This window comes from Streptomyces sp. NPDC052114 (assembly GCF_040680155.1).
Classification (GTDB): domain Bacteria; phylum Actinomycetota; class Actinomycetes; order Streptomycetales; family Streptomycetaceae; genus Streptomyces.
The window spans coordinates 158,562-182,200 of record NZ_JBFAWC010000003.1 but is presented as its reverse complement, the minus strand read 5'-3'; the positions used below and the strand labels follow the sequence as shown (position 1 = coordinate 182,200).

Below are 23,639 nucleotides of genomic sequence, written 5' to 3'. Positions count from 1 at the left end.
GCGTCCCGCACGACGAAGGACCCGGAAGCCGCCACGGCTCCCGGGTCCTTCGCGTACGTTCGGGGCATGCCGATCAAAGCCGTGGTCTGGGACATCGACGACACGATCTTCGACTACGCGCGTGCCGACAGCGCCGGTATGCACGCGCATCTGACCGCCGAGGGCCTCGTCGAGCGGTACGAGTCGGCCGAGCGGGCGCTGGCCCTGTGGCGGCGGCTCACGGAGCGCCACTGGGCGCGCTTCGGCGCCGGTGAGGTGGACTTCCAGGAGCAGCGCCGCGACCGCGTGCGCGACTTCCTCGACGCCCCCGCCCTGGCCGACCCGGACGCCGACGCCTGGTACGCGCGTTACGTGGGTCACTACGAATCGGCCTGGTCCCTCTTCCCGGACACCGTCCCCACCCTGGACGCCCTCGCCGACGGCTACCGTCACGCGGTCCTCTCCAACTCCGCCCTGGCCGTCCAGGACCGCAAGCTGAGCATCCTCGGCATCCGCGACCGCTTCGAGGCCGTCCTGTGCGCGGCCGAACTGGGCGTCTCCAAGCCCGCCCCCGAGGCCTTCCGGGCGGTGTGCGAGACGCTGGCCCTGGAGCCCGCCGAGATCGCCTACGTGGGCGACCAGCCGGAGATCGACGCCAGGGGTGCCCGGGACGCCGGACTGCTCGGGATCTGGCTCGACCGCAACGGCGGCGTGCGGGAAGGCCCGTCGGGCGTACACCGCATCACGCGCCTCTCCGAGCTCCCCCCGGTGCTGCGGGCCGATACCCGTTTTGGAGCGCCGTCCACCTTCGGGTAATGTTCTTCCTGCGCCGAGGGGAGCGGGACGAAAGCCCCGAACCGGAAGCGCAAGCCAAGCAAGATCCCTTCGGGGATGGTGTTTCGGTGGCCTATGGTGTAATTGGCAGCACGACTGATTCTGGTTCAGTTAGTCTAGGTTCGAGTCCTGGTAGGCCAGCTCGCAGAGCTCATCTGCACCGTGGATCTCATCCACAAAGCCCCCGTTGTGTAGCGGCCTAGCACGCCGCCCTCTCAAGGCGGTAGCGCCGGTTCGAATCCGGTCGGGGGTACAGATCCTTCCCGCGGGAACAGATCGGGTCGCACCCACTGTTTCTGATGCAGGATCGCTAGGGCCCCCGTTGTGTAGCGGCCTAGCACGCCGCCCTCTCAAGGCGGTAGCGCCGGTTCGAATCCGGTCGGGGGTACGGAGTTGGTCTAAACCACATTGGTCTATGGTGTAATTGGCAGCACGACTGATTCTGGTTCAGTTAGTCTAGGTTCGAGTCCTGGTAGACCAGCTCGGATCTGCGGAAACGCAAGATCCACGCCCCCGTTGTGTAGCGGCCTAGCACGCCGCCCTCTCAAGGCGGTAGCGCCGGTTCGAATCCGGTCGGGGGTACAGAACGGCAAGGGGCCTTCCCATCGGGAAGGCCCCTTCGTCATTCCTCCGTCGCCTCCGGGGGATCGTGCGCGAAGCGGCGGTTCGACTCCTCCGCCTGCGCGATGCGGCGCAGGCCGAGCAGCACCGGCTCGTACAGCACCGTGAGGGCGACGGCCGCTTCCAGCTGCCGGTCCCGCGACGCGTACCGCTCGATCAAGTCCAGGTCCGAGACGGCCAGTTGGCGCCCGGCGTGCGCATAGGGCGCCAAGTCGTCCACGGCGCACGGGTATCCGAGCCGGGACAGGGTGGCCACCGCGGTCACCAGCATGCGGTACGCCGGTGACTCGTCGCCGTACTCCTGCGCGTGCTCCCAGTCGAGCCGGGCCAGCAGGGCGTCGACCGTGCGGCGCGCCTCCCGGGTCGCCGCGTCCTCCTCGTCGGCCTCCGGTCCGTGCGGCAGCGCCCATACGGCCGTGCCCAGACGGGAGTTGTGGTCCAGCGACTCGTCCTCCAGGGCGGTCAGGACCTCGCGCGCCGAGGCGACGGGGACCCGGCCCACCTGGATCAGCGCCCGCACGAGCCGGAGCCGCTGGAGGTGCTCCTCGTCGTACTCGGCCTGCGTCGCGCTCACCCGCTGTCCGGGCGGCAGCAGGCCCTCGCGCAAGTAGTACTTGATCGTGGCCGTGGGGACCCCGCTGCGCCGGCTCAGCTCCGCCAGTCTCATCGGCTCGTGCCTCCTCTTGCGCCTTCGTTTGGAGAGTGGCACTATCCAATCATGGATAGCGGAACTATCCAATGTTCGGCCGGAGCTCTACCAAGGGGGAAACGCCATGAGCAGCAAGCCGATCGAAGGGCGCATGACCGCCGACGCGCAGGGTGGCGTGGTGGTCTTCCACATCGGGATGCGCATCAACAACTTCCGCGCCGTGCGCAGCTGGTGGCCCGTCTTCCTGGCGATGCCGCGCATGCTCAAGGAGCTGTCGCGGGACCGGGGGAGCGGGATGCTGGGGTACCGGCTGCTCCTGAGCGGGGCGCGCGTGATGTACGTCGTCCAGTACTGGGAGTCGCAGGAGAAGCTGCTCGCGTACGCGGCGGCGCCGGACAAGGAGCACCGGCCCGCGTGGGCGGCCTTCAATCGCCGCATCCGGGAGGGCAGGGGCAAGGTCGGCTTCTGGCACGAGACGTTCGTCGTGCCGGCCGGTGCCCATGAGGCGGTGTACGTCAACATGCCCGCGTTCGGCCTGGGCGCGGCCACCGGTGTGATTCCGGTGGGCCGGCGCGGGGACCGGGCGGCCGACCGCCTCAAGGCGGCCTGAGCCGCGTGGGAGCGGGGGAGCCGTAGGGCCACGGGCAAGCGAAGAGCGCCGGAAGGGCCGCCGCGGCGTTGAGGCGGTTCCTTCCGGCGCTCTGTACGTGCTCCGGTGTGGCGCGGCCGTGGGCCGCGCCGGGTGGCGTCAGCCCGAGCGGCGCAGGGCCTCGGAGAGGCGTCCGGCGGCGTCGATGACGGCCTGTGCGTGCATGCGGCCCGGGTGGCGGGTCAGGCGCTCGATCGGTCCGGAGACCGAGACGGCGGCCACCACGCGGTTCGAGGGCCCGCGCACCGGTGCGGAGACGGACGCCACGCCCGGCTCGCGCTCGCCGATCGACTGGGCCCAGCCCCGGCGGCGTACGCCCGAGAGGGCCGTGGCCGTGAAGCGGGCGCCCTGGAGGCCGCGGTGCAGGCGCTCCGGCTCCTCCCAGGCCATCAGGATCTGGGCCGACGAGCCCGCCTTCATCGTGAGCGTCGAGCCGACCGGGACGGTGTCCCTGAGGCCCGAGAGGCGCTCCGCCGCGGCCACGCAGATGCGCATGTCGCCCTGACGGCGGTAGAGCTGCGCGCTCTCGCCCGTCACGTCGCGCAGGTGCGTGAGCACCGGGCCCGCCGTGGCGAGCAGGCGGTCCTCGCCCGCCGCCGCCGCGAGTTCGGCGAGGCGCGGGCCGAGAATGAAACGGCCCTGCATGTCACGGGCCACCATCCGGTGGTGTTCCAGTGCCACGGCCAGTCGGTGGGCCGTGGGTCGTGCGAGCCCCGTGGCCGCGACCAAGCCCGCGAGGGTGGCCGGACCGGACTCCAGGGCGCTCAAGACAAGGGCCGCCTTGTCGAGAACGCCGACGCCGCTAGAGTTGTCCATGCGTCGATACTCCCGTCTCACTCTGTGAAACGCAAGTTCAAATTCTCGTGGAACGCGCCACTCTGTACGAGCGATCCGCGGACCAACGGGTCGGCGGCCGACGCGCGGCACGAGGGGTACGCACGTCGGCGAACGGATTCTCTAGTTGGGCCGGCGAACAGCCGGTCGGAGGGAAAGCGATGGGTAGGACACTCGCGGAGAAGGTCTGGGACGACCACGTCGTCCGGCGCGCCGAGGGCGAGCCCGACCTCCTCTTCATCGATCTGCACCTGCTGCACGAGGTGACCAGCCCCCAGGCCTTCGACGGCCTCCGGCAGGCCGGCCGCCGGGTGCGGCGGCTCGACCTCACCATCGCGACCGAGGATCACAACACCCCGACCCTCGACATCGACAAGCCCATCGCCGACCCGGTCTCGCGGGCGCAGCTGGAGACGCTGCGCAAGAACTGCGCGGAGTTCGGCGTGCGGCTGCACCCGCTGGGCGACGTCGAGCAGGGCGTCGTCCACGTGGTGGGACCGCAGCTGGGACTGACCCAGCCCGGCACCACGGTGGTCTGCGGCGACTCGCACACCTCCACCCACGGCGCCTTCGGCGCGCTGGCGTTCGGCATCGGCACCTCGCAGGTCGAGCACGTGCTCGCCACCCAGACGCTGCCGATGGCCCGCCCGAAGACCATGGCCATCACCGTCGACGGCGAACTGCCCGACGGCGTCACGGCCAAGGACCTGATCCTCGCGATCATCGCGAAGATCGGCACCGGCGGCGGCCAGGGCTACATCCTGGAGTATCGCGGCTCGGCCATCGAGAAGCTCTCGATGGAGGCCCGCATGACCATCTGCAACATGTCCATCGAGGCGGGCGCCCGCGCCGGGATGATCGCCCCGGACCAGACCACCTTCGACTACATCGAGGGCCGTGCCCACGCCCCGCAGGGCGAGGACTGGGACGCGGCGGTCGCGTACTGGAAGACCCTGCGCACCGACGACGACGCGGTCTTCGACGCCGAGGTCTACATCGAGGCCGCCTCGCTGGCGCCGTTCGTCACCTGGGGCACCAACCCCGGGCAGGGCGCGCCGCTGTCGGCGAACGTCCCCGATCCCGCTTCGTACGAAGACGAGTCGGAGCGGTACGCCGCCGAAAAGGCCCTGGAATACATGGGGTTGACCGCCGGGCAGGCGCTGCGCGACATCAAGGTCGACACCGTCTTCGTAGGTTCCTGCACCAACGGCCGCATCGAGGACCTGCGCGCGGCGGCGTCGGTCGTCGAGGGCCGCAAGGTCGCCGACGGCGTGCGGATGCTGGTCGTCCCGGGCTCGGTCCGGGTCGCGCTCCAGGCCGTCGAGGAGGGCCTGGACAAGGTCTTCACCGCCGCCGGCGCCGAATGGCGACACGCGGGCTGCTCGATGTGCCTGGGCATGAACCCCGACCAACTGGCCCCCGGCGAGCGTTCGGCGTCCACGTCGAACCGCAACTTCGAGGGCAGGCAGGGCAAGGGCGGCCGCACGCACCTGGTCTCCCCGCAGGTCGCCGCCGCCACGGCGGTCACCGGCCACCTCTCCTCGCCCGCCGACCTGTCCGACGCCCCCGTGACCGCCGGAGTCTGAGAACCATGGAAGCTTTCACCACGCACACCGGCCGGGCCGTCCCGCTGCGCCGCAGCAACGTCGACACCGACCAGATCATTCCCGCCCACTGGCTGAAGAAGGTCACCAGGGACGGCTTCGAGGACGGGCTCTTCGAGGCCTGGCGCAAGGACCCCGAGTTCGTCCTCAACCGCCCCGAGCGCCAGGGCGCCACGGTCCTGGTCGCGGGACCCGACTTCGGCACCGGCTCCTCCCGGGAGCACGCGGTGTGGGCGCTGCAGAACTACGGCTTCAAGACCGTCATCTCCTCGCGCTTCGCCGACATCTTCCGCGGCAACTCGCTGAAGAACGGCCTGCTCACCGTGGTGCTCGACCAGAAGGTCGTGGACGCGCTCTGGGAGCTGGTCGAGCGGGACCCGCAGGCCGAGATCACCGTCGACCTCCAAGACCGCCAGGTCCGCGCGGAGGGCGTCACCGCCGACTTCGAGCTCGACGAGAACGCCCGCTGGCGGCTCCTGAACGGCCTGGACGACATCAGCATCACGCTCCAGAGCGAGGCGGACATCGCCGCCTATGAGTCCGGGCGCCCCTCGTACAAGCCGCGGACCCTTCAGGTCTGACGTCCCCGCAGCACCCCGCAACGCCCTGATGTACCCCCAATCGTGGACGGTTGGGGGTACTTCTGTGTGCGCCGGGCGGGGGCACCGCGATGACCTGAACGGGTGGTCTCAACTCCCTTGCTCCGGACGGAAGAAGAGGCCGGAAATCCCCTTGTACTTGGCCTGTCGGGGTACCCTCAGGAGGGCCCTGAACGGCGGTAGTTACCCCCTGCGGAGGCGACAACTCGCCCCAGATGGCACAATCGGTGCATGGGACGTGACAGCCAACTCGAGCTCTACGGGCTCGTCGCGGACCAACTGAAGGAAGCGCACTCTCGGGTGCGTGCACTGCAAGTCCCGGAGGGCGTACGGATGGCGCTGACCCGGAAGCTGCTGGTCATTACGGCTGCGGCCAAACACGATCTCGCCGATGCGGCAAGGCGTCTGGAGCGATTGATGGCGTCCCTCGACGAAGTTGACGAGGGCCGATTCCCCGAGGACACCTGAGCATCGCGCCTCAACGGGCCTTCGAGGAACTCCGAGATGGGCCAGTTCGTTGCGGCACAAGGGTGATTAGCCCGTTTCGTGTTTGATTTGCGGTATATATCTGCCTAACGTGCGAAAAAGCCGGAGTATTTCGCTCCCGGCAATGTCTCCGAAGGGGAAGACGTGAACAAGGCGCAGCTCGTAGAAGCGATTGCCGACAAGGTCGGGGGCCGTCAGCAGGCCGCCGACGCCGTGGACGCGGTCCTGGACGCCATCGTCCGTGCCGTCGTCAGCGGGGACCGTGTTTCGGTCACCGGCTTCGGCTCGTTCGAGAAGGTCGACCGCCCGGCCCGTTACGCCCGCAACCCGCAGACCGGGGAGCGCGTGCGGGTCAAGAAGACCTCCGTTCCGCGCTTCCGTGCGGGCCAGGGCTTCAAGGACCTGGTCAGCGGCTCGAAGAAGCTCCCGAAGAACGACGTCGCGGTCAAGAAGGCGCCCAAGGGCAGCCTGACCGGCGGTGCTTCGGCGACGGTCAAGAAGGCCGCGGCCAAGAAGGCGACCGCCAAGAAGGCGACGGCGAAGAAGACCACCGCCAAGAAGACGACCGCCAAGAAGACCACGGCGACGGCGAAGAAGGCCACGGCGACGGCGAAGAAGACGACCGCCAAGAAGGCCACGGCGACGGCGAAGAAGACGACCGCCAAGAAGGCCACGGCGACGGCGAAGAAGACCACCGCCAAGAAGGCCGCTCCGGCGAAGAAGGCGACGGCCAAGAAGACCGCTCCGGCGAAGAAGGCCACCGCCAAGAAGGCGCCCGCCAAGAAGTCGACGGCGCGCAAGACGACCGCGAAGAAGGCCACCGCCCGCAAGAAGTAAGGGCACCAGGGCACTCACGCGCCGGGCCGGGCTCCCACGGGGGAGCCCGGCCCGCGTCGTGTGTCCGCACCGGCCCCGCGGGGCGCCCGCGGGGGTCTCAGAACGTCTGCAGCGTCACCAGGGTGATGCGCCGGGCCCCGCCCTCGCCGTCGACCTCGATGCGCACGCGCTGCCCCGGGCGCAGCAGCCGCAGCCCGCCCGCGTCGAACGCGGGGGCCTCGAAGGGCACCGGGGTGCCGTCGTCGAGCAGCACGCTGCCGCTGCGGGTCTCGGAGTCGTACGTGTACGCGGTCGCCTGCATGGGGAGCAGCGTACTCAGCCCGCGGGCGGCACACGCCCCCGGAGCGGTGTCCTCAGTCGGAGATGAGCAGCCGGGCGGCGGCCGCCGCGGTGCGCGGTCCCACGCCGAGCGAGAGGGCGGCCATCAGGTCCTCTCCGGTGTCCACGTCCTGGCGTACGGAATCGACGTCGTCGAGCGCGAGTTCCACGGCGCCGGACGCCGTGTGCCGGGCCCGCGAGGACGGGCCGAACGCGGGGCGCAATTCCGTTCCCGCCGCCGCGGCCAGCAGGGTCGTCCCGATTCCGGCGGCGTCCGGCACGAATGCCCGGGGGAAGAGGGCGGCGCCGTCGAGGGCGCGGGCCAATTCCGGGGGCCGCAGCGCCGGCAGATCGGCGTTCAGGGCCGCGACGGAGATTTCGGCGCGTTCGGCGCGTACGACCGCCGTTCCGTGCCGCAGCGCGGCGTTGAGGCCCTCTCCCGGCAGATCGGGCACGACCCGCGCGCCGAGGGCCGCGAGCTCGCGCCCTGCGAGCGCGTCGTCCGTGACGACCGCCACATCCCGCACCGCCGGGCACGCCAGCGCGGCGGCCACGGTGTCCTGCGCGAAGGCGAGCGCGAGACCCGGGCGGAGGCCGTCACCGGCGGTGGCGCCGAGCCTGCTCTTGGCGAGCGCCAGCGGTTTCAGGGGTATGACCAGGGTCCACTGCACGGGCGCTCCGTCCTTCTCGTCGCGCCCATTGTGACCTGCCGGGGGGCTCGGGCACTTGGGCGGGCGTACGGTGTTCTCGACAGACCGGCAGCCTGGGGCGACACTTGTGCGGCCGACCAGGTTCATGGAGGAAGGTGTCCGCGTGTCCCGCCGCAGAATCGGCTTCTGGTACCGCCTTGCGGCGGTCATCGCAAAACCGCCGCTGGTGGTTCTGTTCAAGCGGGACTGGCGTGGAATGGAGCACATTCCGGCCGACGGAGGATTCATCACCGCGGTGAATCACAACTCTCATATCGACCCGTTCTCGTACGCCCACTTCCAGTACAACACCGGCCGGGTCCCGCGATTCCTCGCAAAGGACGGGCTTTTCAAAGGCGGCTTTGTCGCCAAAGTGATGAAGGGCACGGGCCAGATCCCGGTCTACCGCGAGACCACGAACGCGCTCGACGCCTTCCGTGCCGCGGTCGACGCGATCGAGCGCGGCGAGTGCGTCGCCTTCTACCCCGAGGGCACCCTCACCCGGGACCCCGACATGTGGCCGATGACGGCCAAGTCCGGTGCCGCGCGGGTCGCCCTGAAGACCAAGTGCCCGGTGGTCCCCGTCGCGCAGTGGGGCGCCAACCTCGCCCTGCCGCCGTACAGCAAGAAGCCGGCCTTCTTCCCGCGCAAGACCCTCCAGGTGAAGGCCGGGGCACCCGTCGACCTGTCGCGCTTCTACGACCAGGAGCCGACGCCCGAGGTGCTGCGCGAGGTGACCGAGACCATCATGGCCGCGGTCACCGAACTCCTGGAGGAGATCCGGGGCGAGAAGGCCCCCGACACGCCGTACGACCCGCGCAGGGCGCGGCTGGAGCAGCGACGCAAGGCGGCGGGCCGTAGCGGCGGCCCGCAGAGCACCGCAGAGAGCACCTCGGAGGACAGCAAGTGACGAACCCCGTGAACTCGGCAGGCGCTGTGAAGGCCGCCGTCTTCGGAACGGGCTCCTGGGGTACGGCCTTCGGCATGGTGCTCGCCGACGCGGGGTGCGACGTCACCCTGTGGGGCCGTCGCGCCGAGCTCGCCGACGCCGTCAACTCCACGCGGACGAACCCGGACTACCTCCCCGGAGTCGAGCTCCCCGAGAACCTCAGGGCGACCACCGACCCGGCCGAGGCCGCCGCGGGCGCCGACTTCACGGTGCTCGCCGTGCCCTCGCAGACGCTGCGCGGCAACCTCGCCGAGTGGGCGCCCCTGCTCGCCCCCGACACCGTCCTCGTCTCCCTGATGAAGGGCGTCGAACTGGGCTCCGCGATGCGGATGAGCGAGGTCGTCGAGGACGTCACGAAGGTGGCCGCCGACCGGATCGCCGTCGTCACCGGGCCCAACCTGGCCCGTGAGATCGCCGCGCGGCAGCCCGCCGCCGCCGTGGTCGCCTGCCGGGACGAGGCCGTCGCGCAGCGCCTTCAGACGGCCTGCCACACGCCCTACTTCCGCCCGTACACGAACACCGACGTGATCGGCTGCGAGCTGGGCGGCGCCGTCAAGAACGTCATCGGCCTCGCCGTCGGCATCGCGGACGGCATGGGCCTGGGCGACAACACCAAGGGCTCGCTCATCACGCGAGGCCTCGCGGAGACCACCCGGCTCGGGCTCGCCATGGGCGCCGACCCGCTCACGTTCGCCGGACTCGCGGGGCTCGGTGACCTGGTGGCCACCTGCTCCTCGCCGCTGTCGCGCAACCACACCTTCGGCACCAACCTCGGCAAGGGCATGACCCTGGAGGAGACCATCGCGGTCACCAAGCAGACCGCCGAGGGCGTCAAGTCCTGCGAGTCCGTGCTGGATCTGGCCCGCAGGCACGGTGTCGACATGCCCATCACGGAGACGGTCGTGGGGATCGTGCACGAGGGTACGCCTCCGCTGGTCGCCCTCAAGGAGCTCATGTCGCGCAGCGCCAAGCCCGAGCGTCGCTGACGGCACGCCTGACTACTCGGGGACCAGCGGGTACTCTCAACGCGATATGAGCAGCGAGAACCTCCCCCAGAGCCCTGAGCAGCGTTCCGAGCCGAGCTCTGAGCAGCCGCTCCGCAAGCCCCGTGTGGCCGTCGTCTTCGGCGGCCGCAGCTCGGAGCACGGCATCTCCGTCGTGACGGCCGGCGCCGTGCTGCGCGCGATCGACCGCGCCAAGTACGACGTCCTGCCGATCGGCATCACCACCGACGGCCGTTGGGCGCTGACCGCCGACGAGCCCGACCGGATGGCCATCGCCGACCGCAGGATGCCGAACGTCGCCGAACTCGCCGACTCCGTGGCGGGCGACGTCGTGCTCCCGCTCGACCCCGGCAACCGCGAGGTCGTCTACAGCGAGCCCGGCTCCGTGCCCAAGGCGCTGGGCGAGGTCGACGTCGTCTTCCCCATGCTGCACGGTCCCTACGGAGAGGACGGCACGCTCCAGGGGCTGCTCGAACTCTCCGGAGTGCCCTACGTCGGCTCCGGTGTCCTCGCCTCGGCCGTCGGCCAGGACAAGGACTACATGAAGCGGGTGTTCACCTCCTTCGGTCTCGACGTCGGTCCGTACCTGGTGATCCGCCCCCGCGAGTGGCAGCAGGACGAGGCCGGTGCCCGCCAGCGCATCGCGGACTTCGCCGGTGAGCACGGCTGGCCGCTGTTCATCAAGCCCGCGCGCGCGGGCTCCTCGATCGGCATCACGAAGGTCGACTCCTTCGCGGGCCTCGACGAGGCGATCGCCGAGGCACAGCGCCACGACCCCAAGATCCTCGTCGAGGCGCTGCTGCGCGGCCGCGAGATCGAGTGCGGCGTCCTGGAGTTCGAGGACGGCCCGCGCGCCAGCGTCCCGGCCGAGATCCCGCCCGTGCAGACGCACGACTACTACGACTTCGAGGCGAAGTACATCGACTCCACGCCCGGCATCGTGCCGGCGCCGCTGACGCCCGAGGAGACCGCGGAGATCCAGCGGCTCGCGGTCGAGGCGTTCGAGGCGGCGTCCTGCGAGGGCCTGGTCCGCGCGGACTTCTTCCTCACCGAGGACGGCCGGTTCGTGATCAACGAGATCAACACGATGCCGGGCTTCACGCCCATCTCGATGTACCCGCAGATGTGGGAGAAGAGCGGCGTCGGCTACGCGGAGCTGGTGGACCGTCTCATCCAGGCGGCCCTGAAGCGCTCCACGGGGCTGCGCTAGCGGCTCTCCCGCGGGGGCGCGCCGGCAGGGCGAGCCCCCGGGGAACACCGGCAGGTCCCCTCGGAGAGGGTCAGGAGGCGATCCCCACGGGGATCGTCTTCTTGATGGGGGCGGCGAAGTCCGTGAGCGGACCCAGGCCGTCCCCCGTCCGCTCCTCGGGCAGCGTCACCTCGACGTAGGCGAGCCGCGCCCCCGTGGTGAAGGTGTACGAACCGTCGTCGTTCTTCTGCAGGAGCCAGGCGACGCCGTTCACCTTGACGCCGTTCTTCTCGGCGTACGCGGGATCGATCATCTCGGGCGGACGCTCCACACCGCAGCGCAGTATGATCGCCGGGTCTCCCCACCCCGCGGTCAGCTCGGACGTCGGCCCGGGGTCGGTGCGCTCCAGCCCGTCGATGTTCTCGGGGAGCTGTTCGTGCAGGTCCCGGCAGAGTCCCGCGGCCTTCGCGGCCGGGGACGGAACCACCACTGACGCCTCGTCGTCCGTAGCTGAGCAGGCCGCTGTCGTGATCAACAGGGCGAGGGCGGACGTTCCTGTGAGGCAGCGGCGCCGGAGACGGGGGATGTTCACCGGGCCAGGGTAGACGGGGGCTACAAGTGCACGACCGGGCAGGTCAGGGTTCGGGTGATGCCATCCACCTGCTGGACTCTGGCGACCACCATGCGGCCGAGTTCGTCCACCGTGTCCGCCTGGGCGCGCACGATGACGTCGTAGGGTCCGGTCACGTCCTCGGCCTGGATCACTCCTGGGATCTTGCCGATCAGCTCGGCGACGGTCGACGCCTTGCCGACCTCGGTTTGGATCAGGATGTACGCCTGTACCACGGAACCTCCAGGGCGGCCACGAGGATCATGTGGGGGAGAAGGGACGCCACGGTACCGCGTCGCCGCTCGCCACGGGGAGACCCGGGCGACCTGTGGCGCGCACATGGTGGTGGACGGACAACAGAAGTTGACGGTCACGTCGACCGTACCGACGACAGAGGCGGCTCGCGACCGGGGGCCGAGCAGCGTGAAAGGGCATGGTGAGACTCGGTGAAGGGATCCGTGGGCGAGTTGGGGGAGTTCGGGCTCATCAGAGAGCTCACCTCCCGGCTCACCTCCACTCCGGCCGTACGGCTCGGCCCTGGCGATGACGCCGCGGTCGTGTCCGCCCCGGACCGCAGGGTCGTGGCGAGCACCGACGTCCTCCTGGAGGGACGCCACTTCCGCCGGGACTGGTCCACGGCGTACGACGTGGGCCGCAAGGCCGCCGCGCAGAACCTCGCCGACATCGCGGCCATGGGCGCCGTGCCGACCGCGCTGCTCCTCGGCCTGGTCGTCCCCGCCGAACTGCCCGCGAGCTGGCCCACCGAGCTGATGGACGGCCTGCGGGACGAGTGCCAGGTCGCGGGTGCGGCCGTCGTGGGCGGCGACGTCGTACGCGGCGACACGATCACCGTCGCGATCACCGCACTCGGTGACCTGCGCAACCACGAACCGGTCACCCGCGCGGGTGCCCAGCCCGGCGACGTCGTCGCCGTCACCGGCTGGCTCGGCTGGTCCGCCGCCGGGCACGCGGTGCTCTCCCGCGGCTTCCGCTCGCCCCGCGCCTTCGTGGAGGCCCACCGCAGGCCCGAGCCGCCGTACCACGCGGGCCCCGCGGCCGCCGGGCTCGGCGCGACCTCGATGACGGACGTCAGCGACGGGCTCATCGCCGACCTCGGCCACATCGCCGAGGCCAGCAAGGTGCGCATCGACATCCGCTCCGGAGACGTCGACGTGCCCTCGCAGATGAACGACATCGGGCAGGCCGTCGGCGTCGACCCGCTCCAGTGGGTGCTCAACGGCGGCGAGGACCACGCGATCGTGGCGACGTTCCCCGCGGACGTGAAGCTCCCCGCCCGCTGGAAGGTCATCGGCGAGGTCCTCAACCCCTCGGCGCTGCCCCAGGTGACCGTGGACGGCGCGCCGTGGACCAGCAAGGGCTGGGACCACTTCGGGGACAACGGGGACGCCGAGTGACCGCGCCGCCGCGGGTGCTCACCGTCGCGGGCTCCGACTCCGGGGGCGGCGCGGGCATCCAGGCCGACCTGAAGACGATGCTCGCCCTCGGTACGCACGGCATGAGCGTGGTCACCGCCGTCACCGCGCAGAACTCCCTGGGCGTACAGGGGTTCTGGGCGCTGCCGGCGGAGGCGGTGCGGGCCCAGTACCGCAGCGTCGTCGACGACATCGGCGTCCAGGCGGTGAAGACCGGCATGCTCGCCTCGGCCGAACTGGTCGAGACGGTCGCCGACTTGCTCGCGGGCACCGACGCGCCCGCGGTCGTCGACCCGGTCGGCGTCTCCAAGCACGGCGACTCCCTGCTCGCCGCCTCCGCGCTGGACTCCGTGCGCACCAAGCTGCTGCCGGTCGCCACGGTCGCGACGCCCAACCTCGACGAGGTCACCCAACTCACCGGCGTCGAGGTCGACTCCGAGGACGGCCTGCGGCGCGCCGCGGCCGCCGTCCTCGCCCACGGACCGAAGTGGGTCCTCATCAAGGGCGGCCACCTCAAGGGCGACGCCGTGGACCTGCTCACCGACGGCTCCGAGGAACACGTGCTGCGGGCCCCGCGCCACGACAACCGCCACACGCACGGCACGGGCTGCACCCTCGCCAGCGCGATCGCCGCGGAGCTGGCGAAGGGACAGGACGTGCCGGAGGCGGTCGCCGCGGCCAAGGAGTACGTCACCGGAGCGATCGCCGCCGGGTTCTCGCTCGGCGACGGGATCGGCCCGGTGGACCACGGCTGGCGGTTCAGACAGGCGTAGTCCGCGCGGGCGCCGGTGCGTAGTCCTTGAGCGTCAGGTCGCTCGCGGTCCGCTCCGTCAGCCTCTTGAAGAAGCCCGCCAGCAGGCGCGAGCTGAGCAATCGGTACGCGCGGTCGCGGCTGCGGATCTTCTTCTCGGTCGGCGGGGCGAGGAAGGGCCCCGCGTTGCCGGACGTCTTCTGACAGCCTTTGGCGTAGTCGCGGACCTCCGCCTCGTACGCGGCGAACGCGACGCGGTGATCGCCCCGCGCGGCCGCGAGCTCACCGGCCAGGACATAGGCGCACACCAGCGCCGTGCCCGTCCCGATGCCGCCCATCGTGGCGCCGTACCCGGCGTCGCCGAGCAGGACCACACGGCCCTGGGAGAGCCGGTCGACGTGGATCTGGGCGATGGCGTCGAAGTACAGGTCGTCGGTGTGCGCGAGGCCGTCCAGGGCCCGCTGGGCGTGCCGCCAGGCCATGCCCGCGAAGCGCTCCGCGGGGATCTCCTTCTGCCGGGCGACGTCACGCCGGTCGTGGTCGAGCGGCCCGGACGCGAAGACCAGGCCGACGCCCGCACGGTCCGCGTCGCCGTCGTAGTTGCTGATGATGACGGTGCGGCCGGGCTCGCTGTAGAGGCGGGCGGTGCGGTCCAGGCCGAGGTGGTTGGGGATGTCGAAGCCGGCCACGTAGTAGCCGAGGTGGCGCAGGTGGCGCAGGTGGCGCGACTCGTCGCCGAAGACGAGCCGGCGGGTGTTCGAGTGCAGCCCGTCGGCGCCGACGACCAGGTCGAAGCGGCGGGGAGCGCCGCGCTCGAAGGTCACGTCGATGCCTTCGGAGTCCTCGGTCAGCGTGGCGACGGAGTCTCCGAAGACGTACTCCACACGGTCCTTGGCGCGTTCGTGGACGTCGAGGGGACCGAGGGTGCCGAAGCGCATCCGCCAGATTCTGGCAGGCGCCCCGCGCGCGTGAGCACACGAAAAAGCCGGTTCCCCAAAGGGGAACCGGCTGATTCAGCAACCAGCTAGGTGGCCGCGCTGGCGTCAGCGCGAGACCTTGCCGGCCTTGATGCACGAGGTGCAGGCGTTGAGGCGCTTCGGCGTCCCGCCGACCACGGCACGCACACGCTGGATGTTCGGGTTCCAGCGACGGGGCGTACGGCGGTGCGAGTGCGAGATGTTGTTGCCGAAGCCCGGCCCCTTGCCGCAGACGTCGCAGTTGGCAGCCACGGGTCACTCCAAAGACTTCAGATGCACTTACGGTTAAACCCGGCATGCCGGGATCAGTGCAATGATCGGAGTGGCGTTGCCAGGAGGAATGGCCCGATGCGTATCGGGCAACCGGAGCAGCATACAACGACTGCTTCGGTACAACGAAACTACCATGGCTCGCCCGGCCCCCGCCCCGGGACCTCTGTTCACCCTGGGTCTACGCTGCGTCCATTCCGGATGGTCAAGGAGGCGAACAGGTGCCGCAGAACCTCGACGCGGTCGCGGTGCGCGCCTGGTGCCGACTGACGCTGGACGCCCTCGGCAGGGCCCGCGAGGAGATCGACTCCATCAACGTCTACCCGGTCGCGGACGGCGACACGGGGACCAACCTCTATCTGACCGTGGAATCCGCCTCCCAGGCGGTCGACGCGGCCTTCACGGGCCATGAGCCGGCCCTCCCCTCGCTGGCCGAGACGGTGCGCGCGATGGCGCACGGAGCGCTCATAGGGGCCCGGGGGAACTCGGGCACGATCCTGTCGCAGCTGCTGCGGGGGATGGCGCAGGTCCTCGGCGGTCCGGACGGGGACCCGGACGAGGGGGGACGTGAGGCGGATCACGCCGACGGGCAGGCCCTGGCGCTCGCCCTGCGGCGGGCCGCCGACTCCGCGTACCAGGCCGTCGCGCACCCGGTCGAGGGCACGGTCCTGACGGTGGCGACCGCGGCGGCCCGCGCGGCCGCCGACGCGGGAGCCGACGCCGACTGCGGGACCGTCGCGCGGGCCGCGTACGACGGTGCCCGCGCCGCCCTGGACGCGACGCCCGGGCAGCTCGCGGTGCTGGGGCGCGCGGGTGTGGTGGACGCGGGCGGGCGCGGGCTCGTCGCGGTGCTCGGGGCGCTCATGGGCGCGCTCGCGGGGGAGACGGTGGTGGCCAGGAGCTCCGAGGGCTCCCACGCGCGGGTGGGTGCCGAGCACGCGCGGACGGGCGCCGAGCCTGCCCGCGCGCGCGTGGCCCCCGTCGCCGTCGCGTGCGAGGACCCCCAGGGGGACACCGGCGGTCCCGCCTTCGAGGTGATCTACCTCCTGGAGGCCGACGACGCCGCCGTCGCCCGGCTGCGGGCACGGCTCGACCGGCTCGGCGACTCCCTGGTCGTGGTCGGCGGCGACGGACTCTGGAACGTGCACGTCCATGTCGACGACGCGGGAGCCGCCGTCGAGGCGGGCGTCGAGGCGGGCCGCCCCCACCGCATCCGCATCACCCACTTCGGGGCGGGCGACGCGCACACCACCGCCCGGCCCCCGCAGGAACGCGCGCAGCGCGCCGTCGTCGCCGTCGTGCCCGGCGAGGGGCTCGCCGGGCTCTACGCCGAGGCCGGGGCGACCACCGTGCCCGCGCGCCCGGGAGAGCCGCCCGCCAGCGGTGAGCTCGTCGACGCGATCCGGCGCGCCCACGCCCGCGAGGTGGTGCTCCTGCCGAACGACGCCGAGCTGCGCCACACGGCGGCCGCCGCGGCGGAACAGGCGAGGACCGAGGGCGTGCGCGTCGCCCTGATCCCCACCCGCTCCGCCGTGCAGGGCATCGCGGCGCTCGCCGTGCACGAGCCGGACCGGCGCTTCGACGAGGACGTCGTCGCCATGACGTCGGCGGCCGGCGCGACCCGGTACGGCGAGCTGGCCGTCGCCGAGCGCCAGTCCTGGACCATGGCGGGCATCTGCCAGGCCGGTGACGTCCTCGGCCTGATCGACGGCGATGTCGCGGTGATCGGGTCCGAGGTGGCCCGCACGGCGGTCTCGGTCCTGGACCGCATGCTGTCGGCGGGCGGCGAGATGGTCACGCTCGTACTCGGCGAATCCGTGCCCGACACCGTCGCCGAGCTGCTGGAGAAGCACGTGCGCGACGCGTATCTGGCGGTCGACACGGTCGTGTACCGGGGCGGCAGGCAGGCGGCGCTGCTGCTGATCGGCGTGGAGTAGAGCCGGGGATCGCGGGGACGTGGCCTGCGACATCAGGGGACGTGGCCCGCGTTGTCAGTGGCGTGGTGTGCAATGGATCTCGTGCCTGCGCTCGAAGAACCCCTGAAGAAAGTGGTCGGCCCCGCCACCGCGAAGGTGATGGCCGAGCACCTCGACCTGCACACGGTCGGCGACCTCCTGCACCACTACCCGCGGCGGTACGCCGAGCGCGGCGAGCTCACCCGCCTCGCCGACCTCCCCCTGGACGAGCACGTCACGGTGGTCGCCCAGGTCGCGAGCGCCCGCATCCTGAAGTTCAACGGCGGCAGGGGCCAGCGCCTGGAGGTCACGATCACCGACGGCGGCGGCCAGGTCCAGCTCGTCTTCTTCGGCCGCGGCATCCACAAGCCGCACAAGGACCTGCTGCCCGGCACCCGCGCGATGTTCGCCGGCAAGGTGTCGGTCTTCAACCGCAAGATGCAGCTGGCCCACCCGGCGTACGAACTGCTGAGGGGCGACGGGGACGAGGCCGGCGAGACCGTCGGCTCCTGGGCCGGCGCTCTCCTGCCGATCTACCCGGCCACCGCCAAGCTGGAGTCCTGGAAGATCGCCAAGTCGGTCGACATGGTCCTGCCCAGCGCCCAGGAGGCCGTGGACCCGCTGCCGCCCGTCCTGCGCGACGGCCGTGGTCTCGTCCCGCTCACCGAGGCGCTCCTGAAGATCCACCGGCCGCACTCCAAGGCGGACATCGCGGCCGCCCGCGACCGGCTGAAGTGGGACGAGGCCTTCGTCCTCCAGGTCGCCCTGGCCCGGCGGCGGTACGCCGACGCGCAGCTGCCCGCCGTCGCCCGCAGGGCCAAGGAGGGCGGCCTCCTCGACGCCTTCGACGCCAAGCTGCCCTTCACGCTCACCGAGGGCCAGCAGAAGGTCTCCAAGGAGATCTTCGACGACCTCGCCACCGAGCACCCGATGCACCGCCTCCTCCAGGGCGAGGTCGGCAGCGGCAAGACGATGGTCGCCCTGCGCGCCATGCTCGCCGTCGTGGACGCGGGCGGGCAGGCCGCGATGCTCGCGCCCACCGAGGTCCTCGCCCAGCAGCACCACCGCTCCGTCGTGGAGATGATGGGCGAGCTCGCCGAGGGCGGCATGCTCGGCGGCGCGGACCAGGCCACCAAGGTCACGCTGCTCACCGGCTCCATGGGCGCCGCCGCCCGCCGCCAGGCCCTGCTCGACCTGGTCACCGGCGAGGCCGGCATCGTCATCGGCACGCACGCGCTGATCGAGGACAAGGTCCAGTTCCACGACCTCGGCCTGGTCGTCGTCGACGAGCAGCACCGCTTCGGCGTCGAGCAGCGCGACGCCCTGCGCGGCAAGGGCAAGCAGCCCCCGCACCTCCTGGTCATGACGGCCACGCCGATCCCGCGCACGGTCGCGATGACCGTCTTCGGCGACCTGGAGACCTCCGTCCTCGACCAGCTGCCCGCCGGCCGCTCGCCGATCGCCAGCCACGTCGTCCCCGCCCAGGACAAGCCGCACTTCCTCGCCCGCGCCTGGGAGCGCGTGCGCGAGGAGGTGGAGAAGGGCCACCAGGCGTACGTGGTCTGCCCCCGCATCGGCGACGAGGAGGAGGACCCGAAGAAGGCCAAGAAGAAGGCCGAGGACGAGGCCATCGCAGAGAAGCGGCCGCCGCTCGCCGTCGTCGAGGTCGCCGAGCAGCTCGCGCGCGGCCCCCTCCAGGGGCTGAACGTCGAGGTCCTGCACGGCCGCATGCAGCCCGACGACAAGGACGCGGTGATGCGCCGTTTCGCCGCGGGCGAGACCCAGGTCCTGGTCGCGACGACGGTCATCGAGGTCGGGGTGAACGTGCCGAACGCCACCGCGATGGTGATCATGGACGCGGACCGCTTCGGCGTCTCCCAGCTGCACCAGCTGCGCGGCCGCGTCGGCCGTGGCTCCGCTCCCGGCCTCTGCCTCCTGGTCACCGACATGCCCGAGGCCAGCCCCGCCCGCGGGCGCCTGGGCGCCGTCGCCGCCACGCTCGACGGCTTCGAGCTCTCCCGCATCGACCTGGAGCAGCGCCGCGAGGGCGACGTGCTCGGCCAGGCCCAGTCCGGCGTCCGCTCCAGCCTGCGGATGCTGGCCGTCATCGACGACGAGGAGGTCATCGCCGCCGCCCGCGAGGAAGCGGTCGCGGTCGTCACCGACGACCCCGACCTGGAGCGGCTGCCCGCGCTGCGCACCGCGCTGGACGCCCTGCTCGACGCCGAGCGCGAGCAGTACCTCGACAAGGGCTGACGGGCGGGTACGCCATATCGTGGGGTGAGCCCACCAACGTGGCGCACCCCCGGCCAGAAGGACTCAGATGACCCGCGTGATCGCCGGCACGGCCGGCGGACGCCGCCTCGCCGTTCCCCCGGGGAACGGCACCCGCCCCACGTCCGACCGCGCGCGCGAGGGACTGTTCTCCACCTGGCAGGCCCTCCAGGGCACGCTCGACGGGGCGCGCGTGCTCGATCTGTACGCGGGGTCCGGCGCCGTCGGCCTGGAGGCGCTGTCCCGCGGCGCAGGGCACACCCTGCTGGTCGAGGCCGACGCCAGGGCGGCCCGCACCATCCGGGAGAACGTGAAGGCGGTCGGCCTGCCCGGCGCGGAGGTCAGAGCGGGCAAAGCCGCCCAGATCGTCCAGGCGGGCTCCCCGGCCGCCCCGTACGACCTGGTCTTCCTCGACCCCCCGTACGCCGTCGGAGATGACGATCTTCGAGAGATCCTCCTCACACTCCGCTCGGAAGGCTGGCTCACGGACGACGCGCTCGTCACCGTTGAACGCAGTACAAGAGGCGGAGAATTCGGCTGGCCGGAGGGTTTTGAGTCCCTCAGGTCCCGTCGCTACGGCGAAGGGACGTTTTGGTACGGTCGCGCCGCCTCTGCGTGCGACGACTCAGTGATCGCGCCATGACCGGACCGGAGAGCGAGGGACTCACGTTGCGCCGCGCCGTCTGTCCGGGGTCGTTCGACCCCATCACCAATGGACACCTCGACATCATCGCCCGCGCCTCCAAGCTGTACGACGTGGTGCACGTCGCGGTGATGATCAATCAGTCGAAGAAGGGCCTGTTCGAGATCGAGGAGCGGATCGAGCTGATCCGCCAGGTCACCGCCGACTTCGGCAACGTCGAGGTCGAGTCCTTCCACGGCCTCCTCGTCGACTTCTGCAAGCAGCGCGACATTCCGGCCATCGTCAAGGGCCTGCGCGCGGTGAGCGACTTCGACTACGAACTCCAGATGGCCCAGATGAACAACGGCCTCTCGGGCGTCGAGACCCTCTTCGTCCCGACCAACCCCACCTACAGCTTCCTCTCCTCCTCGCTGGTCAAGGAGGTCGCGGCCTGGGGCGGCGACGTCGCGCACCTGCTGCCGCCGGTCGTCCACGAGGCCCTCGTCGAACGTCTGGGCAAGAAGTGACCCCCTGACAGTTCGTCACCCGGTGTCGGGCGGGCGGCCACTGGCCTTACAGTCGTCCCGTCCGTCTCCCAACCAGCTGTAGAGAGTGGCGAGCACACGGTGGACGTGCAGAAGAAGCTCGACGAGATCGTCGACGCGATCGGCAGCGCCCGGTCCATGCCCATGTCGGCCTCGTGCGTGGTCAACCGCGCCGACCTGCTCTCGATGCTCGAAGAGGTGCGCCAGGCCCTGCCGGGCTCGCTCGCCCAGGCCCAGGAGCTGATCGGCGGCCGCGAGCAGATGGTCCAGCAGGCCCGGCAGGAGGCGGAGCGGATCATCGAGACCGCGCACGCCGAGCGCGGCTCCCTGATCTCCGACACGGAGGTCGCCCGCCGCTCCCAGGGCGAGGCCGAGCGCATCCTCGCCGAGGCCCGCCAGGCCGCCGACGAGGTCCGCGTCGAGGCCGACGACTACGTGGACAGCAAGCTCGCCAACTTCGAGGTCGTCCTCACCAAGACCCTCGGCTCCGTCGGCCGCGGCCGCGAGAAGCTCCTCGGCACCGGCCCCGGCGTCGACGAACAGGGCTACGAGGACGAGGACGCCCCCGAGCGCAGCCACGACCCCGAGACGCTGCGCCGCAACGCCGACGCGTACGTCGACGCCAAGCTCGGCGCCTTCGAGGCGGTCCTCGCCAAGACCCTGGAGGCCGTCGGCCGCGGCCGCCAGACCCTGCACGGCCGGGCCCCCGCCGACGAGCTCGGCACGCTCGGCGAGGGCGGCGGCCCCCAGGGCCACACCACCGACGCGGAGTACCTGGCGGACCTCGCGGGCCCCGTGGCGGCTCCGGAGAGCGTCCCGCAGGAGCCGGTCCAGGCCCCGCCGATCCCGGCCCAGCAGCCCTACGCTCCGCCGCCGCAGCAGCAGCCCGACCCGTACGGGTACCCGCAGCAGGACCAGTACGCGTACCAGCAGGGCTACGCGCAGCCCGACCCGTACGCCGCGTACCCGCAGCAGGACCAGTACGCGGCCTACCCGCAGCAGGGCCATGAGCAGCACGGGCAGCACGGCTACGAGCAGCCCCGGTACGAGCAGCCGGCGGCGCTGGAGGAGACCAGCCTCTTCGACACGACCATGATCAGCGCCGAGCAGCTGCGCCAGTACGAGCAAGGTCGCTAGAGGGGCTTCGGGACCGGATTGGGCCGAGAGCGAAAGGTCCAGTATCCTGGCTCTTCGGTCGCGCATACGTCCGCGACTTCGGCTGCCCACCCAAGCCTCATTCTTGCGGCATCAGTGCGGCGGCCCCTCCTATGGACTTCCAGGATTCGAAAGCAGGAAAAGCCCTGAGCGCGCGCCTCGACCACCGCAACCCCCTCGTGTTCGACACACACGAGCTGGGTCGGCGTCCCGGTGCCATGCAGCGGCTGACCCGCGAGATCGAGGCGCCCGCGTCGCCGGGCACCTTCGGCATCGAAGGGGTCATCGGAGTGCCGCAGGGCGCCCCGGTCGAGCTGGAGATCCGTCTCGAGTCGGTCATGGAAGGGGTGCTTGTCACAGGCACCGCCCGTGCGTCGGCCGAGGGGGAGTGCGTAAGGTGTCTGGAGCCGCTCGAGCTGGAGCTCGACGCGGACTTCCAGGAGATGTACTCGTACCCTGACGCCGACGACCGGGGCCGCACCGCGGAACCGGCCGACGACGCCGAGGAAGACGAGGACAGGCTCTTTCTCGAGGACGGCATGTTCGACCTCGAGCCTGTGCTGCGTGATGCGGTGGTGCTCGCACTGCCGATGCAGCCGGTGTGCCAGGACGACTGTCCGGGCCTGTGCTCCCAGTGCGGAGTGCGGCTCGCGGACGACCCGGACCACCACCATGACGCCGTCGACATCCGTTGGGCGGCACTGCAGGGACTCGCTGATTCCATCCAGGACGGCGAGAAGGACGAGATGAGCGGCGAAGCGCCTCGATCAGCACGCGCCGCCGAGAAGCAGGAGAAGTAGCCGTGGCTGTTCCGAAGCGGAAGATGTCGCGCAGCAACACGCGCCACCGCCGGTCGCAGTGGAAGGCTGCGGTCCCCACCCTGGTTTCGTGTGAGCGTTGCCAGGAGCCCAAGCAGCAGCACATCGCGTGCCCGAGCTGCGGCACCTACAACAAGCGCCAGGTCCTCGAGGTCTGAGCGGCTGGTGAGAGGCACCGTGTCTAGCCCCAAGAAGGCGGAAGACGCCAAGAAACTGGCGGAGACAACGGCCTCGTCCCACACGCTTCTGGAAGGGCGGCTCGGGTACAAGCTCGAGTCCGCCCTTCTGGTGCGTGCGCTGACCCACCGTTCGTACGCGTACGAGAACGGCGGCCTGCCGACGAACGAGCGCCTGGAGTTCCTCGGGGACTCCGTGCTCGGCCTCGTCGTCACGGACACGCTGTACCGCACCCACCCCGATCTGCCCGAAGGCCAGCTGGCCAAGCTGCGGGCCGCGGTGGTCAATTCGCGTGCGCTGGCGGAGGTCAGCCGTGGCCTCGAACTGGGCTCCTTCATCCGGCTCGGCCGCGGTGAAGAGGGCACGGGAGGCCGGGACAAGGCATCCATCCTCGCCGACACCCTCGAAGCGGTGATCGGCGCGGTCTATCTGGACCAGGGTCTGGACGCGGCGGGTGAGCTGGTGCACCGGCTCTTCGACCCGCTGATCGAGAAGTCCTCGAACCTGGGTGCGGGCCTGGACTGGAAGACCAGTCTCCAGGAGCTCACCGCGACGGAGAGCCTCGGCGTGCCCGAGTACCTCGTCACGGAGAGCGGTCCCGACCACGAGAAGACCTTTACTGCTGCCGCCCGCGTCGGAGGCGTCTCGTACGGCACCGGCACCGGCCGCAGCAAGAAGGAAGCGGAGCAGCAGGCCGCTGAGTCCGCGTGGCGTGCGATTCGCGCCGCCGCGGACGAGCGCAAGAAGGCGGCCGAGGCCGCCGCTGCCGCGCAGTCCGAGGGAAGCGCCGACACTCCCTCGGCCTGACGGC

At 71.0% G+C, this 23,639-nt stretch carries 26 protein-coding genes, 5 tRNA genes and 1 pseudogene; 24 read left to right on the top strand and 8 right to left on the bottom strand.

Annotated elements, in window-relative coordinates:
• Window positions 1-66: 66 nt before the first annotated feature.
• The 6 genes from AB0L89_RS07780 to AB0L89_RS07755 all read left to right on the top strand — a co-directional run bounded on the left by AB0L89_RS07780 (window position 67) and on the right by AB0L89_RS07755 (window position 1,395).
• Entirely contained in the window at window positions 67-795 is a 729-nt protein-coding gene (locus AB0L89_RS07780; protein ID WP_365136010.1) for an HAD family hydrolase, read from the top strand.
• 87 nt (window positions 796-882) lie between these two features.
• Window positions 883-954, top strand: a tRNA-Gln gene (locus tag AB0L89_RS07775).
• A 39-nt stretch (window positions 955-993) separates the two neighbouring features.
• Window positions 994-1,066 (top strand) — tRNA-Glu (locus AB0L89_RS07770).
• A gap of 62 nt (window positions 1,067-1,128) precedes the next feature.
• Window positions 1,129-1,201: transfer RNA gene (locus AB0L89_RS07765), tRNA-Glu, on the top strand.
• Between the two features lie 21 nt (window positions 1,202-1,222).
• Window positions 1,223-1,294, top strand: a tRNA-Gln gene (locus tag AB0L89_RS07760).
• A 28-nt stretch (window positions 1,295-1,322) separates the two neighbouring features.
• Window positions 1,323-1,395: transfer RNA gene (locus tag AB0L89_RS07755), tRNA-Glu, on the top strand.
• 40 nt (window positions 1,396-1,435) lie between these two features.
• Here AB0L89_RS07755 and AB0L89_RS07750 read toward each other — a convergent pair.
• A complete protein-coding gene (locus AB0L89_RS07750; RefSeq protein WP_365136007.1) occupies window positions 1,436-2,101 on the bottom strand; it encodes a MerR family transcriptional regulator in 666 nt (221 codons plus the stop codon).
• A 106-nt stretch (window positions 2,102-2,207) separates the two neighbouring features.
• On the opposite strand from AB0L89_RS07750, the gene AB0L89_RS07745 reads away from it, so the two are divergent.
• Entirely contained in the window at window positions 2,208-2,693 is a 486-nt protein-coding gene (locus AB0L89_RS07745) for a DUF4188 domain-containing protein (protein ID WP_365136004.1), read from the top strand.
• A 138-nt stretch (window positions 2,694-2,831) separates the two neighbouring features.
• Here the strand turns inward: AB0L89_RS07745 and ndgR are convergent, their stop codons facing one another.
• Window positions 2,832-3,548 carry an IclR family transcriptional regulator NdgR gene (ndgR, locus tag AB0L89_RS07740; RefSeq protein ID WP_058942291.1) on the bottom strand — a complete coding sequence of 239 codons (717 nt, stop codon included), beginning with the start codon at window positions 3,546-3,548 and terminating at the stop codon, window positions 2,832-2,834.
• 179 nt (window positions 3,549-3,727) lie between these two features.
• Here ndgR and leuC point away from each other — a divergent pair, with 179 nt between their 5' ends.
• From leuC to AB0L89_RS07720, 4 genes are all read left to right on the top strand, one after another.
• Window positions 3,728-5,152, top strand: a complete 1,425-nt coding sequence (leuC, locus tag AB0L89_RS07735; RefSeq protein ID WP_365136001.1) for a 3-isopropylmalate dehydratase large subunit — start codon at window positions 3,728-3,730, stop codon at window positions 5,150-5,152.
• 5 nt (window positions 5,153-5,157) lie between these two features.
• Window positions 5,158-5,751: a 3-isopropylmalate dehydratase small subunit gene (gene leuD, locus AB0L89_RS07730; protein ID WP_365135998.1), complete on the top strand. Its 594-nt coding sequence runs from the start codon at window positions 5,158-5,160 to the stop codon at window positions 5,749-5,751.
• 249 nt (window positions 5,752-6,000) lie between these two features.
• On the top strand, window positions 6,001-6,237 hold the full coding sequence (locus AB0L89_RS07725; RefSeq protein WP_055698141.1) for a hypothetical protein: 237 nt from the start codon (window positions 6,001-6,003) through the stop codon (window positions 6,235-6,237).
• Window positions 6,238-6,399: 162 nt separating this feature from the next.
• Window positions 6,400-7,092, top strand: a complete 693-nt coding sequence (locus AB0L89_RS07720; protein ID WP_365135995.1) for an HU family DNA-binding protein — start codon at window positions 6,400-6,402, stop codon at window positions 7,090-7,092.
• Between the two features lie 97 nt (window positions 7,093-7,189).
• Here the strand turns inward: AB0L89_RS07720 and AB0L89_RS07715 are convergent, their stop codons facing one another.
• The gene (locus AB0L89_RS07715) at window positions 7,190-7,393 is read right to left on the bottom strand and encodes a hypothetical protein (RefSeq protein WP_365135992.1); all 204 of its coding nucleotides are present in this window, start codon (window positions 7,391-7,393) and stop codon (window positions 7,190-7,192) included.
• 52 nt (window positions 7,394-7,445) lie between these two features.
• On the bottom strand, window positions 7,446-8,081 hold the full coding sequence (gene cofC / locus AB0L89_RS07710) for a 2-phospho-L-lactate guanylyltransferase (RefSeq protein ID WP_365135989.1): 636 nt from the start codon (window positions 8,079-8,081) through the stop codon (window positions 7,446-7,448).
• Window positions 8,082-8,223: 142 nt separating this feature from the next.
• Between cofC and AB0L89_RS07705 the strand changes: the two genes are divergently transcribed.
• Genes AB0L89_RS07705 through AB0L89_RS07695 form a run of 3 tightly spaced genes read left to right on the top strand, consistent with a single transcriptional unit; the run spans window position 8,224 to window position 11,262 of the window.
• Window positions 8,224-9,009, top strand: coding sequence for a lysophospholipid acyltransferase family protein (locus AB0L89_RS07705; RefSeq protein ID WP_365135986.1), 786 nt, complete (start codon window positions 8,224-8,226; stop codon window positions 9,007-9,009).
• Window positions 9,006-10,034: an NAD(P)H-dependent glycerol-3-phosphate dehydrogenase gene (locus tag AB0L89_RS07700; protein WP_365135983.1), complete on the top strand. Its 1,029-nt coding sequence runs from the start codon at window positions 9,006-9,008 to the stop codon at window positions 10,032-10,034. Before AB0L89_RS07705 ends, AB0L89_RS07700 begins: the two co-directional genes overlap by 4 nt.
• Window positions 10,035-10,080: 46 nt before the next feature.
• Window positions 10,081-11,262: a D-alanine--D-alanine ligase family protein gene (locus AB0L89_RS07695; RefSeq protein WP_365135980.1), complete on the top strand. Its 1,182-nt coding sequence runs from the start codon at window positions 10,081-10,083 to the stop codon at window positions 11,260-11,262.
• 70 nt (window positions 11,263-11,332) lie between these two features.
• Here AB0L89_RS07695 and AB0L89_RS07690 read toward each other — a convergent pair whose 3' ends face one another.
• Window positions 11,333-11,827, bottom strand: a complete 495-nt coding sequence (locus AB0L89_RS07690) for a DUF3515 domain-containing protein (RefSeq protein ID WP_365137163.1) — start codon at window positions 11,825-11,827, stop codon at window positions 11,333-11,335.
• A 26-nt stretch (window positions 11,828-11,853) separates the two neighbouring features.
• Complete coding sequence (locus tag AB0L89_RS07685; protein ID WP_055698135.1) at window positions 11,854-12,087, bottom strand: Lrp/AsnC ligand binding domain-containing protein; 234 nt, start codon at window positions 12,085-12,087, stop codon at window positions 11,854-11,856.
• Window positions 12,088-12,297: 210 nt separating this feature from the next.
• Between AB0L89_RS07685 and AB0L89_RS07680 the strand changes: the two genes are divergently transcribed.
• Entirely contained in the window at window positions 12,298-13,266 is a 969-nt protein-coding gene (locus tag AB0L89_RS07680; RefSeq protein WP_365135976.1) for a thiamine-phosphate kinase, read from the top strand.
• On the top strand, window positions 13,263-14,057 hold the full coding sequence (thiD, locus tag AB0L89_RS07675) for a bifunctional hydroxymethylpyrimidine kinase/phosphomethylpyrimidine kinase (protein WP_365135973.1): 795 nt from the start codon (window positions 13,263-13,265) through the stop codon (window positions 14,055-14,057). Before AB0L89_RS07680 ends, thiD begins: the two co-directional genes overlap by 4 nt.
• On the opposite strand, the gene AB0L89_RS07670 is transcribed toward thiD, so the two are convergent.
• Window positions 14,044-14,973 (bottom strand): FAD-dependent oxidoreductase, encoded by a 930-nt coding sequence (locus AB0L89_RS07670; RefSeq protein WP_365135970.1) that lies wholly within the window; start codon window positions 14,971-14,973, stop codon window positions 14,044-14,046. The genes thiD and AB0L89_RS07670 overlap by 14 nt on opposite strands.
• A 105-nt stretch (window positions 14,974-15,078) precedes the next feature.
• Window positions 15,079-15,264: a 50S ribosomal protein L28 gene (rpmB, locus tag AB0L89_RS07665; protein WP_030195073.1), complete on the bottom strand. Its 186-nt coding sequence runs from the start codon at window positions 15,262-15,264 to the stop codon at window positions 15,079-15,081.
• Between the two features lie 239 nt (window positions 15,265-15,503).
• On the opposite strand from rpmB, the gene AB0L89_RS07660 reads away from it, so the two are divergent.
• The 8 genes and pseudogenes from AB0L89_RS07660 (at window position 15,504) to rnc (ending at window position 23,635) form a co-directional block, all read left to right on the top strand.
• On the top strand, window positions 15,504-17,219 hold the full coding sequence (locus AB0L89_RS07660; RefSeq protein ID WP_365135967.1) for a DAK2 domain-containing protein: 1,716 nt from the start codon (window positions 15,504-15,506) through the stop codon (window positions 17,217-17,219).
• Window positions 17,220-17,291: 72 nt separating this feature from the next.
• Window positions 17,292-19,493, top strand: a complete 2,202-nt coding sequence (gene recG, locus AB0L89_RS07655; protein ID WP_365135964.1) for an ATP-dependent DNA helicase RecG — start codon at window positions 17,292-17,294, stop codon at window positions 19,491-19,493.
• A 64-nt stretch (window positions 19,494-19,557) separates the two neighbouring features.
• A pseudogene (rsmD, locus tag AB0L89_RS07650) lies at window positions 19,558-20,154 on the top strand (16S rRNA (guanine(966)-N(2))-methyltransferase RsmD); the annotation flags it as partial.
• A gap of 26 nt (window positions 20,155-20,180) precedes the next feature.
• Window positions 20,181-20,660, top strand: a complete 480-nt coding sequence (gene coaD / locus AB0L89_RS07645; protein WP_223779214.1) for a pantetheine-phosphate adenylyltransferase — start codon at window positions 20,181-20,183, stop codon at window positions 20,658-20,660.
• Window positions 20,661-20,759: 99 nt separating this feature from the next.
• Complete coding sequence (locus tag AB0L89_RS07640) at window positions 20,760-21,815, top strand: cell division initiation protein (protein WP_365135961.1); 1,056 nt, start codon at window positions 20,760-20,762, stop codon at window positions 21,813-21,815.
• 131 nt (window positions 21,816-21,946) lie between these two features.
• Complete coding sequence (locus AB0L89_RS07635; protein ID WP_365135958.1) at window positions 21,947-22,633, top strand: YceD family protein; 687 nt, start codon at window positions 21,947-21,949, stop codon at window positions 22,631-22,633.
• 2 nt (window positions 22,634-22,635) lie between these two features.
• Window positions 22,636-22,809 (top strand): 50S ribosomal protein L32, encoded by a 174-nt coding sequence (rpmF, locus tag AB0L89_RS07630; RefSeq protein ID WP_026165248.1) that lies wholly within the window; start codon window positions 22,636-22,638, stop codon window positions 22,807-22,809.
• 7 nt (window positions 22,810-22,816) lie between these two features.
• Window positions 22,817-23,635, top strand: a complete 819-nt coding sequence (gene rnc, locus AB0L89_RS07625) for a ribonuclease III (RefSeq protein ID WP_365135955.1) — start codon at window positions 22,817-22,819, stop codon at window positions 23,633-23,635.
• The last annotated feature ends 4 nt before the right edge of the window (window positions 23,636-23,639 follow it).

Excerpts from the sequence above, each read along its gene's own strand:
- AB0L89_RS07635 (WP_365135958.1), top strand. The coding sequence starts at position 21,947 with ATGGACTTCCAGGATTCGAAAGCAGGAAAAGCCCTGAGCGCGCGCCTC.
- AB0L89_RS07670 (WP_365135970.1), bottom strand. The coding sequence starts at position 14,973 with ATGCGCTTCGGCACCCTCGGTCCCCTCGACGTCCACGAACGCGCCAAG.
- AB0L89_RS07715 (WP_365135992.1), bottom strand. The coding sequence starts at position 7,393 with ATGCAGGCGACCGCGTACACGTACGACTCCGAGACCCGCAGCGGCAGC.
- ndgR (WP_058942291.1), bottom strand. The coding sequence starts at position 3,548 with ATGGACAACTCTAGCGGCGTCGGCGTTCTCGACAAGGCGGCCCTTGTC.
- AB0L89_RS07750 (WP_365136007.1), bottom strand. The coding sequence starts at position 2,101 with ATGAGACTGGCGGAGCTGAGCCGGCGCAGCGGGGTCCCCACGGCCACG.
- leuC (WP_365136001.1), top strand. The coding sequence starts at position 3,728 with ATGGGTAGGACACTCGCGGAGAAGGTCTGGGACGACCACGTCGTCCGG.
- recG (WP_365135964.1), top strand. The coding sequence starts at position 17,292 with ATGGATCTCGTGCCTGCGCTCGAAGAACCCCTGAAGAAAGTGGTCGGC.
- AB0L89_RS07725 (WP_055698141.1), top strand. The coding sequence starts at position 6,001 with ATGGGACGTGACAGCCAACTCGAGCTCTACGGGCTCGTCGCGGACCAA.
- AB0L89_RS07745 (WP_365136004.1), top strand. The coding sequence starts at position 2,208 with ATGAGCAGCAAGCCGATCGAAGGGCGCATGACCGCCGACGCGCAGGGT.
- AB0L89_RS07695 (WP_365135980.1), top strand. The coding sequence starts at position 10,081 with ATGAGCAGCGAGAACCTCCCCCAGAGCCCTGAGCAGCGTTCCGAGCCG.
- AB0L89_RS07780 (WP_365136010.1), top strand. The coding sequence starts at position 67 with ATGCCGATCAAAGCCGTGGTCTGGGACATCGACGACACGATCTTCGAC.
- leuD (WP_365135998.1), top strand. The coding sequence starts at position 5,158 with ATGGAAGCTTTCACCACGCACACCGGCCGGGCCGTCCCGCTGCGCCGC.